General features: G+C 74.6%; 14 protein-coding genes. 6 read left to right on the top strand and 8 right to left on the bottom strand.

Translation table 11 applies throughout. The annotated features are described in order from the left end of the window. Positions 1–93 precede the first annotated feature (93 nt). Positions 94–798, top strand: a complete 705-nt coding sequence (npdG, locus tag AB0O29_RS05180; protein WP_365146327.1) for an NADPH-dependent F420 reductase — start codon at positions 94–96, stop codon at positions 796–798. Between the two features lie 115 nt (positions 799–913). Continuing rightward, entirely contained in the window at positions 914–1,099 is a 186-nt protein-coding gene (locus AB0O29_RS05185; protein WP_365146330.1) for a hypothetical protein, read from the top strand. 33 nt (positions 1,100–1,132) lie between these two features. Here AB0O29_RS05185 and AB0O29_RS05190 read toward each other — a convergent pair whose 3' ends face one another. Then, the gene (locus tag AB0O29_RS05190; RefSeq protein ID WP_365146332.1) at positions 1,133–1,933 is read right to left on the bottom strand and encodes a site-2 protease family protein; all 801 of its coding nucleotides are present in this window, start codon (positions 1,931–1,933) and stop codon (positions 1,133–1,135) included. Between the two features lie 62 nt (positions 1,934–1,995). Here AB0O29_RS05190 and AB0O29_RS05195 point away from each other — a divergent pair, with 62 nt between their 5' ends. Beyond that, entirely contained in the window at positions 1,996–5,478 is a 3,483-nt protein-coding gene (locus AB0O29_RS05195) for a BTAD domain-containing putative transcriptional regulator (RefSeq protein ID WP_365146335.1), read from the top strand. 58 nt (positions 5,479–5,536) lie between these two features. On the opposite strand, the gene AB0O29_RS05200 is transcribed toward AB0O29_RS05195, so the two are convergent. The 3 genes from AB0O29_RS05200 to panB all read right to left on the bottom strand — a co-directional run bounded on the left by AB0O29_RS05200 (position 5,537) and on the right by panB (position 8,358). Further along, the gene (locus AB0O29_RS05200; protein ID WP_365146338.1) at positions 5,537–6,376 is read right to left on the bottom strand and encodes an ABC transporter permease; all 840 of its coding nucleotides are present in this window, start codon (positions 6,374–6,376) and stop codon (positions 5,537–5,539) included. Then, positions 6,373–7,395, bottom strand: a complete 1,023-nt coding sequence (locus tag AB0O29_RS05205) for an ATP-binding cassette domain-containing protein (protein ID WP_365146341.1) — start codon at positions 7,393–7,395, stop codon at positions 6,373–6,375. The genes AB0O29_RS05200 and AB0O29_RS05205 overlap by 4 nt, the downstream gene beginning before the upstream one ends. Before the next feature lie 102 nt (positions 7,396–7,497). After that, on the bottom strand, positions 7,498–8,358 hold the full coding sequence (gene panB / locus AB0O29_RS05210) for a 3-methyl-2-oxobutanoate hydroxymethyltransferase (RefSeq protein WP_365146344.1): 861 nt from the start codon (positions 8,356–8,358) through the stop codon (positions 7,498–7,500). Between the two features lie 306 nt (positions 8,359–8,664). On the opposite strand from panB, the gene AB0O29_RS05215 reads away from it, so the two are divergent. Further along, entirely contained in the window at positions 8,665–9,714 is a 1,050-nt protein-coding gene (locus AB0O29_RS05215) for an endonuclease/exonuclease/phosphatase family protein (protein ID WP_365146347.1), read from the top strand. Positions 9,715–9,786: 72 nt separating this feature from the next. Here the strand turns inward: AB0O29_RS05215 and AB0O29_RS05220 are convergent, their stop codons facing one another. Both AB0O29_RS05220 and AB0O29_RS05225 read right to left on the bottom strand, forming a co-directional pair. Next, positions 9,787–11,541: an NAD+ synthase gene (locus AB0O29_RS05220; RefSeq protein ID WP_365146350.1), complete on the bottom strand. Its 1,755-nt coding sequence runs from the start codon at positions 11,539–11,541 to the stop codon at positions 9,787–9,789. A 68-nt stretch (positions 11,542–11,609) separates the two neighbouring features. Next, positions 11,610–13,340, bottom strand: coding sequence for a hypothetical protein (locus tag AB0O29_RS05225; protein WP_365146353.1), 1,731 nt, complete (start codon positions 13,338–13,340; stop codon positions 11,610–11,612). Positions 13,341–13,626: 286 nt separating this feature from the next. On the opposite strand from AB0O29_RS05225, the gene AB0O29_RS05230 reads away from it, so the two are divergent. Together AB0O29_RS05230 and AB0O29_RS05235 are read left to right on the top strand one after the other, a co-directional pair. After that, entirely contained in the window at positions 13,627–14,346 is a 720-nt protein-coding gene (locus AB0O29_RS05230; protein ID WP_365146356.1) for a DUF998 domain-containing protein, read from the top strand. After that, positions 14,343–15,287: an alpha/beta hydrolase gene (locus AB0O29_RS05235; RefSeq protein WP_365146359.1), complete on the top strand. Its 945-nt coding sequence runs from the start codon at positions 14,343–14,345 to the stop codon at positions 15,285–15,287. The genes AB0O29_RS05230 and AB0O29_RS05235 overlap by 4 nt, the downstream gene beginning before the upstream one ends. On the opposite strand, the gene AB0O29_RS05240 is transcribed toward AB0O29_RS05235, so the two are convergent. Beyond that, complete coding sequence (locus tag AB0O29_RS05240; protein WP_365146361.1) at positions 15,256–15,990, bottom strand: DUF305 domain-containing protein; 735 nt, start codon at positions 15,988–15,990, stop codon at positions 15,256–15,258. The genes AB0O29_RS05235 and AB0O29_RS05240 overlap by 32 nt on opposite strands. Further along, complete coding sequence (locus AB0O29_RS05245; RefSeq protein WP_365146364.1) at positions 15,987–16,649, bottom strand: DUF3105 domain-containing protein; 663 nt, start codon at positions 16,647–16,649, stop codon at positions 15,987–15,989. Before AB0O29_RS05245 ends, AB0O29_RS05240 begins: the two co-directional genes overlap by 4 nt. Positions 16,650–16,710: the final 61 nt, after the last annotated feature.

The raw sequence follows: 16,710 nt of genomic DNA on the forward strand, positions 1-16,710 counted from the left end.
CGCGCATCCTGCCCGACCCGGCGCGCCGCGGCAGGCGCTTCCGCACCTCTCCACCCCTTCGGCCCCGGCCTACCCGGCAGTACGCTCGCCCCCATGACTTCCTCAGACAGCACGCAGAAGCCGCCGGCCAAGGACCCCTGGGACCTCCCCGACGTCTCCGGCCTGGTCGTCGGCGTCCTCGGCGGCACCGGTGACCAGGGCCGCGGCCTCGCCTACCGGCTCGCCCGGGCGGGCCAGAAGGTGATCATCGGTTCCCGCGCCGCCGACCGTGCCGAGACCGCCGCCCGCGAGCTGGGCCTCGGCGTCGAGGGCGCGGACAACGCCGAATGCGCCCGCCGCAGCGACATCGTGATCATCGCCGTGCCCTGGGAGGGCCACGCCAAGACCCTGGAGGCCCTGCGCGAGGACCTCGCCGGCAAGCTCGTCGTGGACTGCGTCAACCCGCTGGGCTTCGACAAGCAGGGCGCCTACGCCCTCCGGGTCGAGGAGGGCAGCGCCGCCCAGCAGGCCGCCGCCCTGCTCCCGGACTCCCGGGTCACCGCCGCCTTCCACCACCTCTCCGCGGTCCTCCTCCAGGACACCTCGGTCGAGGAGATCGACACCGACGTCATGGTCCTCGGCGAATCCCGCGCCGACACCGACCTGGTCCAGGCCCTCGCGGCCCGCATCCCCGGCATGCGCGGCGTCTTCTCGGGCCGGCTGCGGAACGCCCACCAGGTGGAGGCGATGGTCGCCAACCTCATCTCGGTGAACCGCCGCTACAAGGCCCACGCGGGCGTCCGCCTCACGGACGTCTGAGCCGCGTCCGAGCCCCGCACCCCGGGTCCCCGTGCCGTGCACGCGGGGCCCGGGCGGGGATGGGGGACACTGGAGGGGCTCGACCCCGTTCCGTGTCGCCGAGGAGCTGTTCCGGATGCCCCGCCTTGCCGTGTTCGCCGTTGTCGTCTGCGTCCTTGCCGTGGCCGCCGCCGTGGTCGCCTTCGTGGAGGGCAGCTTCCTCGGGATCGTGTGGGTGCTGCTGGCCGGCGTGACGTCCAACATGGCCTGGTTCTACCTGCGCAAGGCCAAGGCCGAGAAGCGGCGCCGGGCCGCCGCCTAGGCCGTCCGGCGGTCCGGCCCGTCGGTCAGTCGGTCAGCCGGCCGGGACGGCGCAGAAGCCGTCCTGGTCGGTCCAGAAGCGGTACAGGTCGCGGCCGCAGTAGGTCTCCAGGTCCGAGACGCCGAGCCCGCGCAGGACGGCCCGCACCGCGTCGAAGAAGACCGCGTTCACCTCCGGGATCCACAGCAGCGCGAACACCCCGATCAGCGCGAACGGCGCCAGCGGCGCGAGTTCGCGGCGGGCGCGGTGGGACAGCCAGGGCTCGATGACCCCGTAGCCGTCCAGGCCCGGGACCGGCAGGAAGTTCAGGATCGCCGCCGAGACCTGGAGCAGCGCCAGGAACGCCAGCGCGAAGCGGAAGGCCGGCGGCACCCCGTCCAGGGCGTCCAGCCAGAACGGCGCGGTGCAGACGACGGCGAAGGCCACGTTCGTCAGCGGGCCCGCCGCCGAGACCAGGCTGTGCCGCCAGCGGCCCCGGATCCGGTCCCGCTCGATGTATACGGCCCCGCCGGGCAGGCCCAGCCCGCCCAGGATCACGAAGACCACCGGCAGCACGATGCTCATCAGCGCGTGCGTGTACTTCAGCGGGTTCAGGGTGAGGTAGCCCTTGGCGCCCACGGTGATGTCACCGCCGTGAAGGGCGGTACGGGCGTGCGCGTACTCGTGCAGGCACAGCGACACCACCCACGCCGAGGTGACGAAGAGGAACACGGCCAGCCCCGCGCTCGTCGCGTACCCCGTCCACACCGCCCAGCCGGTGACCGCCATGACGGCGACGATGCCGAGGAAAACGGAACTGATGCGGCGCTCGCCGCGGCTGCCCTGGTGAACCATGCCGCGAAACCTATCCCGGCCTCGCGGCCCGCGGGGCCCCGGGGGCCGGGGACAATGGGCCGGTGCGTTACGCGATTCTCGGCACCGCCCAGGCCATCCGCGACGACGGGACCCCCGTCGCCGTCGGCGGAGCGCGCCTGCGCGCGCTCCTGACCGCGCTCGCGCTGCGGCCCGGCCGGACCGTGTCCGCCGGACTGCTGGTCGCCGAGGTGTGGGACGCCGACCCGCCGGGCGACGCCGTAGCCGCCCTCCAGGCGCTGGTGGCCCGGCTGCGGCGGGCCCTGGGCCACGGGGCCGTGCGGTCCGCCGAGGGCGGCTACCAGCTGGAGGCGCGGCGGGAGGACGTCGACCTGTACCGCTTCGAAGGGCTCGTGCGCTCCGCCGCGGCCGCCCCGGAGCCCGCCCGGGCGGCGGCCCTGTACGACGAGGCGCTCGCCCTGTGGCGGGGGCCCGCGCTGGCCTCCCTCCCCGACCCGGCGGCCGAGTCCGCGCGCTGGGAGGCCGTACGGATGGACGCGCGGCGGGGCCGGCTGGGCGCGGCGCTGGCGCTGGGCGAGGCGGAACAGGCCCTGCCGGAGCTGACCGAACTGTGCGCCCGGCACCCCCTGGACGAGTCCCTGCAGAGCCTGCGCATCCGGGCCCTGAGCGCCGCGGGCCGCCCCGCGGAGGCCCTGGCCGCCTACGAGACCGTCCGGCGCGAGCTCGCCGCCCGCCTGGGCACCGACCCGGGCCCGTCCCTGCGCACCCTCCACACGGAACTCCTCACGGGCACCACCCCACCGGCCCCGCACCGAGCCGCCGCACCCGGGACGGCCCCGCACCCCACAGCACCCGCGGCCTGGGCCGCACCCGCCCACCCGGCCCCGGCCCCCACGGCGTGGCCGGATCCCCAGGCCCCGGCCCCCGCCGCCCCGCACCCCGGCGCGGCCGGTCGGGGCTTCGGCGCCGCCGCGGCCGGCACCGACCTGGCCGGCTCCGCCGGTCCGGCCCGGCCCGGGGCCCAGGCTCCGGCGGCCCCCGCCGCCCCCGCGCCCGGGAACCTGCGGGCGCGGCTGACCACCTTCGTCGGGCGGGAGGAGGACATCCGGGTCATCCGGGGCGACCTCTCCCGGGCCCGGCTCGTCACGCTGCTCGGGCCCGGCGGGGCCGGGAAGACGCGGCTGTCGCAGGAGACCGCCGAGGCGCACGCCGCCGGGGAGTGGCCCGACGGGGTGTGGCTCGTCGAGCTGGCGCCCGTGGACGATCCGGAGGACGTCGCCGAGGCCGCCCTCGCCGCCGTCGGCGCCCGCGAGACCAAGCTGCGCGGCGCCGCCGCCGAGGAACTGCGCGCCCTCACCGACCGCACCGGCGACCGGCCCCTGGACCGCCTCGCCGAGCACTGCTCCCGCCGCCGGCTCCTGCTGCTCCTGGACAACTGCGAGCACGTGATCGGCGCCGCCGCCGAACTCGCCGAGCGGATCCTCACGGACTGCCCCGGCGTACGGATCCTCGCCACCAGCCGGGAGCCCCTCGGCGTGCCCGGAGAGCACCTGCGCCCCGTCGAACCCCTGCCCGACCCCGTCGCCCTGCGGCTCCTCGGCGACCGGGGGGCCGCCGCCCGGCCCGGGTTCCGGGTCGCCGACGACCCGGAGGCGGCCGCCGAGATCTGCCGCCGCCTGGACGGGCTGCCGCTCGCCATCGAACTGGCCGCCGCCCGGCTGCGGCTGCTGACCCCCCGCCAGATCGCCGACCGGCTCGACGACCGCTTCCGGCTGCTCACCGGCGGCGCCCGCACCGTACTGCCCCGCCAGCAGACCCTGCGCGCCGTCGTCGACTGGTCCTGGGACCTCCTCGACGAGCCCGAACGGGCCGTCCTGCGCCGGCTGTCCGTCTTCGCCGGCGGCTGCGACCTGGAGGCCGCCGAGGCCGTCTGCGCGGACGGCGGCGGGCTCGACGTCGCCGACGCCATGGCCGCCCTGGTCGACAAGTCCCTCGTCGTCGCCGCCCCCGGCCCGGCCGGCGACATGCGCTACCGGCTCCTGGAGACCGTCGGCGAGTACGCCGCCGAGCGGCTGGGGGAGGCCGACCGCGAGGAGACCGAGCAGCGCCACCTCGTCCACTACCGCGAACTCGCCCGCACCACCGAGCCCCTGCTGCGCGGCCACGGCCAGCGCGCCGCCGCCGACCGCCTCGCCACCGAGTACGAGAACCTCCGCACCGCCCTGCGCCGGGCCCTCGCCGTCCGCGACGCCGGCGAGGTGCTGTGCCTCGTCCACGCCCTCGCCTGGTACTGGCACATGCAGGACCTGCGCGCCGAGATCCGGCACTGGACCGAAGCCGCCGCCGCGCTCGGCCCCGACCCCTTCGCCCCGCCCCACGTCCCCGCCGGGCCCGTCCACGAGCGGCTCCTCGACTCGCCCCCGCCCTACTCCGGCGAGGCCCTCGCCGAGGCCTGGCGCGCCCTGCACCTGGTGCGCCTGTCCTCCCGCGACCACACGTCCGCCCGATGGGACAGCCCCGAGGCCCGCGCCGAGGTGGAGGGCGTCCTCGCCACCTACCGGCCCGGCCTCCCGCAGACCTGCCGGACCCCCGGCTCCCTGTGGATCTACGCCGTCATGATCGCGGGCGAGGCCGGGCTGCTGAAGCGGGTCGTCGACGAGACCGTCACCGCCGCCCGCACCCTCGGCTACCGCTGGGAGCTCGCCTCCGCCCTCCAGCTGCGGGCCAACATCCTCGCCAACCGCGCCGACTGGGCCGGCGACGCCTCCCGCGACGCCGACGAGAGCCTCGCCCTCTTCCGCGAGCTCGGCGACGACTGGGGCTGCGCCGAGGCGCTGTCCGCGCGCGCCGAGTCCCGGGAGAAGAGCGGCGCGTACGGCCTCGCCGTCCAGGACTACCTCGAAGCCATCGGATACGCCGAACGGCTCGGCGCCCGCGCCCAGGTGACGGTGCTGCGCGTGCGGATGGCCGGCTCGCTCATCGAGAGCGGCAGGCTGGCGGAGGCCGAGGAGATCCTCGGCGGGATCACCGCCACCGAGCAGCGGTTCGGCAACGAGGCCATGCCCGCCGCCCGCATGTTCTACGCGGGGCTCCTCGGCCGCACCGGCCGGATCCCCGAGGCCCGCGCCCAGATCGACGTCCTGCGCGAGGAGTTCGCCCTCGGCGCGTTCGCCGTCTTCGACGTGTTCCTGCACGCCACCACGGCCTGGCTGGACAACGAGGAGGGCAAGTACGAGGACGCCCTGGACCGGATCCGCGACGCCCAGGCCGCCATGCGCCACCCGCTCGCGACGATGGTCGCCCCGCAGCTGCCCGCCGTGTTCCTGGTGACGGCCGCCGTCTCCCTCGCCTCGGCCGGCGGCCCGGAGCGGGCGTACGACGCGGCGCGCCTCGTCGGCGCCTACCGCGCCCACCTGCCGCCCCGGCACGTCCCGGTCAGCACGGAACGCGAGGACGCCGCCCGCGCCGAGGAGCTGGCGCGGGCGGCGCTCGGGGACGAGGCGTACGAGTCCGCGCACGCCGAAGGCGGCGGCCTCACGATGGAGGAGGCCGCCGCCCTCTACTGACCCGCCCCCGTGCGGGGTCCGGTCCGGGACGCGATCCGGAACGGACCGGCCGTCCGGGTCAGGTCTTCTGGCGGAACTTGCGCACCGCGAGCGGCATGGCGACCGCGGTGATCGCGACCGACCAGGCCAGGGTGATCCACACCGAGTGGCCCAGCGCCGTGCCGTTGATCAGGCCGCGCGCCGCGTCAGCCAGGTTCGACAGCGGGTTGTAGTCCGTGAAGGCCTGGAGCCAGCCCGGCATGGTCGTCGGCGGGGCGAAGATCGAACTGCCGAACTGCAGCGGCATCAGGACCAGCATCGCCATGCCCTGGACGGCCTGCGCGGTCTTCATCGTCAGACCCAGCAGGATGAAGATCCACATCAGGGAGGCGCCGAAGACGGCCGACAGTCCGATGGCCAGGAACAGGTCCACGACCGACTGGACCGACAGGCCCAGCATGAAGCCCACGGTCAGCAGGATCGCGATGGCGACCATCATCCGGCCGAGCTCGACCACGATCTTCGCGATGAGCACCGAGGACCGGGCGATCGGCATGGACCGGAACCGGTCCATCACGCCCTTCTTGAAGTCGTCGTTGACTCCGGTGCCGACGCCCATGGCGATGTTCATGCCCATCATCGCCATCAGGCCCGGGACCACGTAGTTGACGTACTGCTCCTGCTGGCCCTTGCCGGAGATCGCGCCGCCGAAGACGAACACGAACAGCAGCGTGAAGATGATCGGCATGAACACGGCGTCGAACATCGACTCCGGGTCCTGCTTGATCTGCAGGGCGTTGCGGCGCACCAGGGCGCCGATGTGGCGCAGGTTGCCGCGCAGGCCGATCCGGCCGTCCTCGGCCCGGGCCGCCACGGCCGCCGGGGCGGCCGCGGGCTTGGTGGTGGTGACGGTGCTCATACCGCGACCTCCTCGGTCTTCTCGGTGGGAACGGAGTCCTCGGACGGGGACGGCCGCTGTCCGGTGATGGACAGGAACACCTCGTCGAGGCTGGGCAGGTAGGTGCCGAGGTCGGCGATCGCGTACCCGCGGCCGGCCAGCAGGCCGACGACGGCGGTCAGCTGCTCGTCGCTGAGGATCGGGACCAGCAGCACGCCCTCGTCCGGCACGGCCTGGGCGCCGGCCACCCCGTCCAGACCGGCCTCGGACAGGGCGCGGGCCATGTCCGGAAGGTCGGCGGAGGCCACCGGGCGGATCCGCAGGGTGCGGCCGCCGACGCGCGCCTTCAGCTCGTCGACCTTGCCGTTGGCGATGACCTTGCCGCGGTCGATGACCGTCAGCTCGCTCGCCAGCTGCTCGGCCTCCTCCATGTACTGGGTGGTGAGCAGGACGGTGGCCCCCTCGGCGACCATCCGCTGCACCTCGTCCCACACCTCGTTGCGGGTGCGGGGGTCCAGACCGGTGGTGGGCTCGTCCAGGTAGAGGACGGCCGGGCGGCCGATCATCGAGGCGGCCAGGTCGAGCCGGCGGCGCATGCCGCCGGAGTAGTGCATGGCGGCCTTCTTCGAGGCCTCCGTCAGCGAGAACCGCTCCAGCAGCTCGTCGGCCCGGGACCGGGCCTCCTTGCGGGACAGGTCCAGCAGCCGGCCGATCATGTAGAGGTTCTCCCAGCCGGAGAGCTTCTCGTCGACCGAGGCGTACTGGCCGGTCAGGCCTATGGTGCGGCGCAGCTGCCGCGGCTGGCGGACCACGTCGTAGCCCGCGACCGTCGCCGTGCCCGCGTCGGGCACGATCAGGGTGGACAGGCAGCGCACCAGGGTGGTCTTGCCCGCGCCGTTCGGACCGAGGACACCGAGCACGGTGCCCTCGCGGACGAAGAGGTCGACCCCGTCCAGGGCCTTCGTCTCGCCGTAGTGCTTCACCAGCCCCCGCACTTCGACGGCGTGGGAGTTCTTGTCGTTTCGCGTCATGTCCACCATGGGACCAGCCGCCACTGACAAAGCTCCGACAGCCGGCCGACAGCGGACCGACGGCCCGCCGACATCCCGGAGGAGGGGCGTCGGCGGGCCGTCCGCGAACCGCTAGTGGAAGGCGTGCTCCGGCTGCGGGAACGTTCCGCCGACCACGTCCTCGGCGAAGGCCTTCGCCGCGTCACCCATGGTCGCGCGCAGGTTCGCGTACTGCTTCACGAACCGGGGCATCTTCCCGCCGGTCAGGCCCATCATGTCCGTCCACACCAGCACCTGCGCGTCGCACTCCGCGCCCGCCCCGATACCGACGGTCGGGATGTGCAGGGACCGGGTGACCTCGGCGGCCAGCTCGGCCGGGACCAGCTCCAGCACCACCGCGAAGGCGCCCGCGTCCTGCGCGGCCTTCGCGTCGCGCAGCAGCCGGTGCGCGGCCTCGTCGCCCCGGCCCTGCACGCGGTAGCCCATGGCGTTCACGGACTGCGGGGTCAGGCCCAGGTGGGACATGACCGGGATGCCGGACTGCACGATCAGCTCGGTCTGGGCCAGCGAGCGCTCGCCGCCCTCCAGCTTGACCGCGCCGACCCCGGCCTCCTTCACCAGCCGGGTCGCGCTGCGCAGCGCCTGCACGGCGCCTTCCTGGTACGAGCCGAACGGCAGGTCGCCGACGACCAGGGCCCGGCTGGTGCCCCGTACGACGGCCGCCGACAGCAGGGTCATCTCGTCCATCGTCACGGGGACGGTGGTCTCGTAGCCGAGGTGACAGTTGCCCATCGAGTCGCCGACGAGGACGACCGGGATGCCGGCCTCGTCGAACACGGACGCCGTCATGGCGTCGTAGGCGGTGAGCATGGGCCACTTCTCGCCGCGCTCCTTGGCGAGGGTGAGGTCGCGGACGGTGATCCGCCGGGTGCCCGTGCCTCCGTACAGGGTGGTGGAGGCGGCTTCGCGGGCAGGCGAAACGGCATGCGTCATTGCAACTGCTCCTTGTGTCATCTCGAGGCGCCCTCACGGCGTCCCCGGACTCACCCACCATGGTGGCACCCGTCCGGCCGTGGACGGAAGTGGCGCAGCGGTGGCGTACTGACCGGTCCGTCACACTCCTGGCCCGCCTCCAGGCGCGCCGGAGCCAATGTGCGCGTTTCGTGACAACCGGAACCCCGTCCGCACGGCCGTTCGTCCTCCCGGTTGTACGGCCGCGAGGTCGGCACGGAAGGCTCCGAACATCGCCTAGGGTCAAGGGGCGGGGACGGAGCGCAAGCACGGCAGCGAGGACATGGCATGGCACAGGCGTACATGACGGAGACGGGGAACGGCGGCTCCGAGCCCGGGCCCTCCCGATCCGGTCTGGGACGCCGATGGGCCGCGCTGCGCCGCAAACTGGACGAGCTGCGGCGCGATCCGGGCATCTGGAAGCGGGGCCTCGTCACGGCGGCGTTCGCGCTGCTGATCTCCGGGATCATGGTCTTCCACGCCGAGCTGCCCAACGACGTCGGCAACCTCGGCAGCCTCACCGAGACCTTCCTGCCCTGGCTGGGCGTGTTCGTGCCGGTCCTGCTGGTCATCGCGGTGGTCCGCAGGTCCGCCACCGCCCTGCTCGCGATACTGCTGACGGCCGCGGTCTGGGTGAACCTCTTCGGCGGCCTGGTCACCGACAAGTCGGGCCCCGGCGGCAACCTGATGGTCGCCACCCACAACGTCGACGCCGACAACCCCGACCCGCGCGGCACGGCCCAGTCGGTCGCCAGGTCCGGCGCCGACATCCTGGCCCTCACCGAGCTCAAGGCGAGCGCCGTCCCGGTCTACGAGGAGGCCCTCAAGGGCACGTACAAGTACCACGCCGTCGAGGGCACGGTCGGCGTGTGGAGCAAGTACCCGCTGACCTCCAGCAAGCCCGTGGACATCCGGCTCGGCTGGACCCGGGCCATGCGCACCACCGTCGCCGGCCCCTTCGGCGAGATGGGCGTCTACGTCGCCCACCTGCCGTCCGTGCGCGTCAAGCTCAACGCCGGCTTCACCGCCAACCAGCGCGACAACAGCGCGGACGCGCTGGGCGCGGCCCTCGCCGCCGAACCGCTGAAGAACGTCGTCCTGCTCGGCGACCTCAACGGCACGATGAACGACCGCTCCCTGTCCGAGGTCACCTCGCAGATGCGCTCCACCCAGGGCGCGGCCGGCAACGGCTTCGGCTTCAGCTGGCCCGCCCAGTTCCCGATGGCCCGCATCGACCAGATCATGGTCCGCGGGGTGAAGCCGGAGGCCTCCTGGACCCTGCCGCGCACGGGCAGCGACCACCTCCCGGTCGCGGCGCGGCTCACCGTCCGCAAGTAGCGCCGGGCACGCGGAAGGGGCCCCGCCGGTGCGGCGGGGCCCCTTCCGTACGTCTACGGCCGCTCGCGACGCCTACGGCCGCTCGCGCCAGCCGTTGGTGATCGGCAGCCGGCGGTCCTTCCCGAAGCCCTTCGCGGAGGTCTTCGTGCCCGGCGGGTACTGGCGGCGCTTGTACTCGGCGGTGTCGACCATCCGGATGGTCCGCGCCACCGTCTCCCGGTCGAAGCCGGCCGCCACGATCGCCTCCAGCCCCTGGTCGCGGTCCACGTACAGCTCCAGGACCGCGTCGAGGACGGGGTAGTCCGGCAGCGAGTCCGTGTCCACCTGCCCGGGGCGCAGCTCGGCGCTCGGCGGCTTCACGATCGAGTTCTCCGGGATCGGCGGGGTCTCGCCCCGCTCGGCGGCGGCCCGGTTGCGGTAGCGGGCGAGCCGGAAGACGTCCGTCTTGTAGACGTCCTTGATCGGCCCGTACGCGCCCACCGAGTCCCCGTAGAGGGTGGAGTAGCCCACCGCCAGCTCCGACTTGTTGCCCGGGGCCAGCACGATGTGCCCCTCCTGGTTGGACAGCGCCATCAGCAGCGTGCCGCGCAGCCGGGACTGGAGGTTCTCCTCGGCCAGACCGGTCAGGCCCAGCGCGGCCATGTAGGCGTCGAACATCGGCTCGATGGAGACCGTGCGGAGGTTCAGCCCGGTCCGCGCGGCCAGGTCGGCGGCGTCGCCCCGGGAGTGGTCCGAGGAGTACTTCGAGGGCATCGAGACGCCGTACACGTTCTGCGCGCCGATGGCGTCGCAGGCGAGCGCGGCGACGAGCGCGGAGTCGATGCCGCCGGAGAGCCCGATCAGGACGGAGCGGAACCCGTTCTTCTTCACGTACGCGCGCAGGCCCACGACCAGCGCGTCGTAGACCTCCTCGTCGTCGTCGAGGCGGTCGGCGTAGCCGCCGGTCACGACGGGCTCGTACGGCTCCAGCGGCTCCTCGGAGAGGACGACGCGGTCGATGCGCAGCCCGTCGTCCACGACCCCCTCGGGGGCGTCGGGCCGCGCGGCGGGCAGCTCCAGGTCCACCAGGACGCAGCCCTCGGAGAACTGCGGGGCCCGGACGATCACCTCGCCAGCGGCGTCCACGACGATGGAGTCCCCGTCGAAGACCAGCTCGTCCTGGCCGCCGATCATCGCCAGGTAGGCGAGGGTGCAGCCGGCCTCCTGGGCGCGCTTGCGCACCAGCTCCAGGCGCAGGTCGTCCTTGTTGCGCTCGTACGGGGAGGCGTTGACCGAGATCAGCAGCCCTGCCCCGGCGGCGCGGGTGGCCGGGACGCGCCCGCCCTCCTGCCAGAGGTCCTCGCAGATCGCGAGCGCCACGTCGACGCCGCGCACCCGGATCACCGGCTGGGTGTCGCCCGGCACGAAGTAGCGGAACTCGTCGAAGACCCCGTAGTTGGGGAGGTGGTGCTTGGCGAAGCGCAGCACCACCTCGCCGCGGTGCAGCACGGCGGCCGCGTTCTCCGGGGACCCGGCCGGGCGGCCGAGCCGCTCGGCGGCCCGGGCGGTGCGGTCGAGGTAGCCGACGACGACGGGCAGCTCGCCGAAGCCCTCGTCGGCCAGCCGCCGGGCGAGGTCCGTCAGCGCGGCGCGGGAGGCGTCGACGAAGGACCCGCGCAGGGCGAGGTCCTCGACGGGGTACCCGGTCAGCGCCATCTCGGGGAACGCCACGAGGTGGGCGCCCTGCTCGGCGGAGTGCCGGGTCCAGTGCACGATCGAGTCGGCGTTGGCGGCGATGTCGCCGACGTGCGAGTCGATCTGATTCAGCGCGAGGCGAAGTTGAGGCACGGGCCCAGTGTAATCGTCTTTCTGACGCGATGTCCTGGGCCCGGGCCGTTCCGCCGGTGCCGGACGCCCTATTCGACGGGTCCGGTGAACTTCGCCGATTCCATCAGGATCCCGGGGGACAGCTCGGCGCTGATGCTCTTCGTCCCCTCCGGGACCTCGAACGCGGCGACGCCGGTCGCGGACTGGCCGGGCTGGATCACGCCCTCGATCCGCTTCGGGGTGGCGCCGTCGAACACGAGCTTGCCGGCGCCGCCCTTGTCGTCCCGCACCGTCGGCATCGCGTAGATGACCTTGTGGGGCTTGTCGGAGTCGTTGGTGATGGTGAACGACACCTCCACCGCGTTGCCCACCTCGATCCAGTCGGACTTGGTGACGTACTTGCGCGGCGGCGCCAGGGTCACCTTGATGCCCTCGGGGAACGCCACCGTCCGGCCGAAGGGGACGGGGGTGCTGATGCCGGGGCCGGTGGGCGGCTTCGGGGCCCTGGGCGGGGGCGAGAAGGGCGGGAGGGAGGGCATGGGGGAGGGCTCCTCCTGCCAGTCCTCGGGGTCCTCGCCCCACTGGGGGTCGTTCAGCCGCTCGTGCGCGATGCGCTCGCGGGCCTTGTCGAGGACGGCGGAGGTCAGGAACCAGCCGCCGACGGAGGCGCCGAGGCCGGCGATGCCGAGGACGACGCCGGCGACGGACATCGCCCTGCGCCCGGCGCCGCGGCGGGCCCGGGCCATGGCGCCGATGGAGATCCCGAGCCCGGTGAGGGCGAGGCAGGTGCCGATCCAGAAGAGGAACGGGACGATCCCGAGCACGACGGAGAGCAGCCCGAGCACCAGCCCGGCGACGGCCAGCCCGTTGGTCCGGGGCGGCGGCACGGGGTAGTACCCCGGGTACCCGGGATGCGGGGGCGGCGGCCCCCAGGCCCCACCGGGCGGCACGAACGGGCCGGGGGCCCCGGGGGCGGGGTGCGCGAAGCCGCCGGGGGCGGCGGCGGGCGCGGCTGCGGGCGGGGCGAAGGGGCCGGGCGCGGCTGCGGGCGGCGGGGCGAACGGTCCGGGCGCGGCTGCGGGCGGCGGGGGCGCGGCGAAGGCCCCCGGGGCGGGCGTCGCCCACGGGTCGAACCCCTCGGCCCCCGGCACGGAGGCGCCCCGCGCCCCCTCCGGGGCCGACCACGCGGGTGCGGCGGCGGGGGGCGCGGCGGGCGCGGGCGGGGCTGCGGGTGCGGGTGTGTCGCCGGGGGCGGGCGGGGATGCCGGTGTCGGCGCGGGCGCGTCGCAGGGTGCGGGTGCGCCGGCGGTGCCCGCCTCCGGCACCGCCTTCTCGAACGACGGCCGCGCGGTCTCGGCGGCGGTGGCGTCCTGCGGCTCGGCTACCGCCGGGCCCTTCTCCAGCGATGCCCGGCCGGCAGACCGCTCCCCGCCGAGCGAGACGGCCTCGTCGTGCGGGAGCCGGACGGTTTCGGTGACGTCCGGTGCGGGGGCCGCGGGGGCCTTGTCGAAGGAGAGCCGGGCGGTCTCGGCTACGGGGTCCGTGGCGGGGGCTTCGCCCTGCGGGAGGCGGACGGTTTCGGTGACGTCGGCGGCCGGGGCCTCCGGCTTGTCGAGGGAGAGCCGGGCGGTCTCGGCGGCGGGGGCGTCGTCGTGCGGGAGCCGGACGGTCTCGGTGACGGCCGCTGCCGGGGTCTCGGCCGGGGCCGGTGTGGACTCCGCCCCCGCCTCGGGGGACTTCGTCGGGGCCGCGTCCTCGGGTATCGGCGTGTCCCCGTGGCCGGGTGACGGGCGGTCGGGCGGGGTCGGCGGCGTGCTCATACCTGGCGGCGTCCTCGGGAAGTGCGGCGTACGGAGATGCGGGCAGACTGCCACGACCGCCCGCCCCCTCCAACCCGATTCGCGCCCCGCCTTCCCCACGGCGGAGGAAATCGGCCGGTCTGTCGGAATCCGTCCACCCGGCGGGGAACGCCCCGCGCCGCCGCCTCGTTCTGCCGGGTGAGGGATCCCACCGGACGGCCCCCCGGCGATCCCCGGCAGCGCAGCCCCCGCATGGCCCCCGCGCGGCCGCGCGTCAACGCCCGATCTGCTGAGGATCATTCACCCCATGGGTACACAAGCCGACCCCGACCCCGACCGCCCCGAACGCCCCGGCAGCGGCTCCGTCGCCGGCCTCGTCGGCCTCGGCGCGGCCGCCTACACCGCCTGGGTGCTCGAAGTCGTCCTCTCCACGGGCCTCAACCCCATCGAGACGTACGTCAGCGAGCTCGCCGCCCAGGACCAGCCCCTCGGCGGCCTCTTCCGCGCCACCGACTTCACCGCCGGCCTGCTCGTCTTCCTCGGCGGGCTCCTCGCCCTCGTCCGCCTCGTCCGGTACCCCGGGTCCCGCCGCCCCTGGGCCGTCGCCGGCTGGGCCGGGGTCACCCTCTTCGGCGCGGCCACCGCCGCCGACGCCTGGCTGCCGCTCAGCTGCCAGCCCACCGCCGACCCCGAGTGCGCCGCCCGCGAGACCGCCGGCCTGGTCCCGGCCACCCACCAGGCGCACGCCGTCAGCAGCAGCCTCGCCATGACCGGCGCGCTCATCGGGATAGTGGCCCTCACGGTCGCCGCCCGCCGCTACCGCCGCCTCGCCCCCCTCGCCCGCTACGGCCCCGCCCTCGTCGTCCTGGAACTGCTCGCCACCGCCTGGACCCTGACCGCCATCTCCCTGTTCACCGCCGGGCACGGCACCTGGGCCCTGGGCGCCGGCCAGCGGCTCCAGGTGCTGCTCGTGGCGCTCTGGCTGGGCCTGCTGGCCCACTCCGTCCACCGGGAGCGCCGCACATGACCCCGCCGCCCCCGCCGCCCCCGCCGTACGCCCCGCCCGGCCGCTTCCTCCGGGTCGACGGGGTGCCCCTGCACACCCTCGTGGAGGGCGAGGGCCCTCCCGTCGTGCTGAGCGCCGGGCTCGCCATGGCCTGGTTCGACTGGGACGAGGTGGCCGCGCCGCTCGTGGCCGCCGGCCACACCGTCATCCGCTTCGACCGCCCCGGCCACGGCCTCAGCGCCCCCGCCGCCGCCCCGCCGACCGCCGCCGGCGAGGCCCGCCGGATCGCCGCCCTGCTGGACGCGCTCGGCGTCACCGCGCCCGTCACCGTCGTCGGGCACTCCCTCGCCGGCTTCCACGCCGAGGCCTTCGCCCGCCTGTACCCCGCCCGCACCGCGGCCCTGGTCCTGGTCGACTCCAGCGTCGAGGAGACCGCCCCCCGTACGCTCCTGCCCGCCCCGCTGCGCACCGGCGCCGCCCGCGCCCTCGGCCGGGCCCTCACCGCCGCCGGGCTCCCCGCCGCGCTGGGACCGGCCGCCCGGCGGGCCGCCGTACGGGCCTCCCGCGCGGGGGCGGCCGGCGCCGACCCGGCCGCGCCCGACCTCGTACGCCGCTGCTACCGCACCGGACGGGTCTGGCGGGGGATCCTGCTGGAGAACGCCCGCTACCCCGACACCGCCGCCGAGCTCCTCGCCCTGCGGGCCCGCCACCCCCTGCCGGCCCCCGCCACCGTCCTCGTCGGACACGACGGCGGCTCCGGCCGGGCCGCCCTGCGCTGGCTGGCCCGCCAGGCGGCCCTCGCCGACCGGCTCGGGGCCCGCTTCGAGGTGGCCGAGCCGGCGGGCCACCTGGTCATGCTGGACCGCCCGCACCAGGTGGCGCGGGCGGTCCGGTACGCGGCGGCCCCGGTCCCGCCGGGCGGCCGCCGCCTCACCCGCGCGGGGCGGCCCCCCGCTGCCTGAGCATGTCCGCCATCAGCTTCATCTCGGACTGCTGGGCCTCGACCATGCCCTGGGCCAGCGCCCGCTCCGCCGGGGTCCGGCACTGCTTGGCGCAGCCCTCGGCCATGGCGACGCCGCCCTTGTGGTGGTCGGTCATCAGCTGGAGGTAGAGCACCTCGGCGTCCCGGCCGCTGCTGGCGCCGAGCCGGTCGAGCTCCTCCTTGGTGGCCATGCCGGGCATCAGCGCGCCCGGCTTCGTGGCGTGCCCGTCGTGTCCGTCGTGTCCGTCCGAGTGGTCCATGGACCCCATCGAGCCCATGGACTCCATCGACCCCGCGGCCCCCATGTCCATCCACGACATCGGCGGCTCGTCGGCCACCACCTTCGGCAGCCCCCACAGGTCCAGCCAGCCCAGCAGCATGCCGCGCTGGTTGGCCTGCGTGTTGGCGATGTCGTAGGCGAGGGAGCGGACCGGCTCGTCCTGGGTGCGGTCGCGGACGATGAAGGACATCTCCACCGCCTGCTGGTGGTGCACCGCCATGTCCCGGGCGAAGCCGGCATCGGGGGAGTACAGCGAAGGGGCCCGCACCGCGGCGGACCCGCCCGCATCCGCCGAGCCCGAACCGTCCGCCGTGGCGAAGGTGGCCCCGGCCGCGAACAGCGAGGCCAGCACCACCGCCGTCCCCGCGGCCCAGTACGTACGGTTCGTACGGCTGCGGGTCACTTCTCGCCCAGCCCGTTGGTGCAGGCCGCGCCCGGTTCGGGGGTCTGCGGGCCCTGCACGTACTTGGTGAAGAACTGCGCCACCCGGGGGTCGTCCGCCTTGTCGACGGTCAGCTGCTTGCCCCAGGCGCTGAGCATGATCGTGCCCGCCTGCGTCTTGTCCGGGCTCATCAGCGTGTAGGGGGTCTTGCCGACCTTCCCGGCGAGCGCGTCGACGTCGGCCTTGTCGGCCTTGTCGTTGTACGTCACCCAGACCGCGCCGTGCTCCAGCGAGTGCACGGCGTTCACCTCGGGGATCTCGTTCTTGTAGACGTCGCCGTTGCAGTTCATCCAGCGGGGGTTGTGGTCACCGCCGACGGGCGGGTTCATCTCGTACTTGACCGGGGTCTCGACGTGGTTGCGGCCGAGCTTCTTCACGTCCCAGCTCTGCTCGCCGTTCACCGGCGCCTTGCGGGCCGCGGCCGTGGCGGCCGCGGCGTCCTTGTCCTTCTGCTTCTGCTCGATGATCAGCCACGAGCCGAAGCCGATGAGGCCGGCGACGACCGCCGTGGAGACGCTGATCGCGATGATCTTGTTGCGCCGGTCGCGGGCCTTCTCGGCACGGCGCATCTCGGCTATGCGGTTCTGGCGGGAGTTCTGGTCGGACGTCCTGCTGGCCATGTGCCCTGGTTCCTTCTGCTGAGGGGGGTGTGGGGTGGTGCCGGTGGTGTCGTGTACCGCG

This window comes from Streptomyces sp. NPDC089915, from assembly GCF_040684675.1.
Taxonomy (GTDB): domain Bacteria; phylum Actinomycetota; class Actinomycetes; order Streptomycetales; family Streptomycetaceae; genus Streptomyces.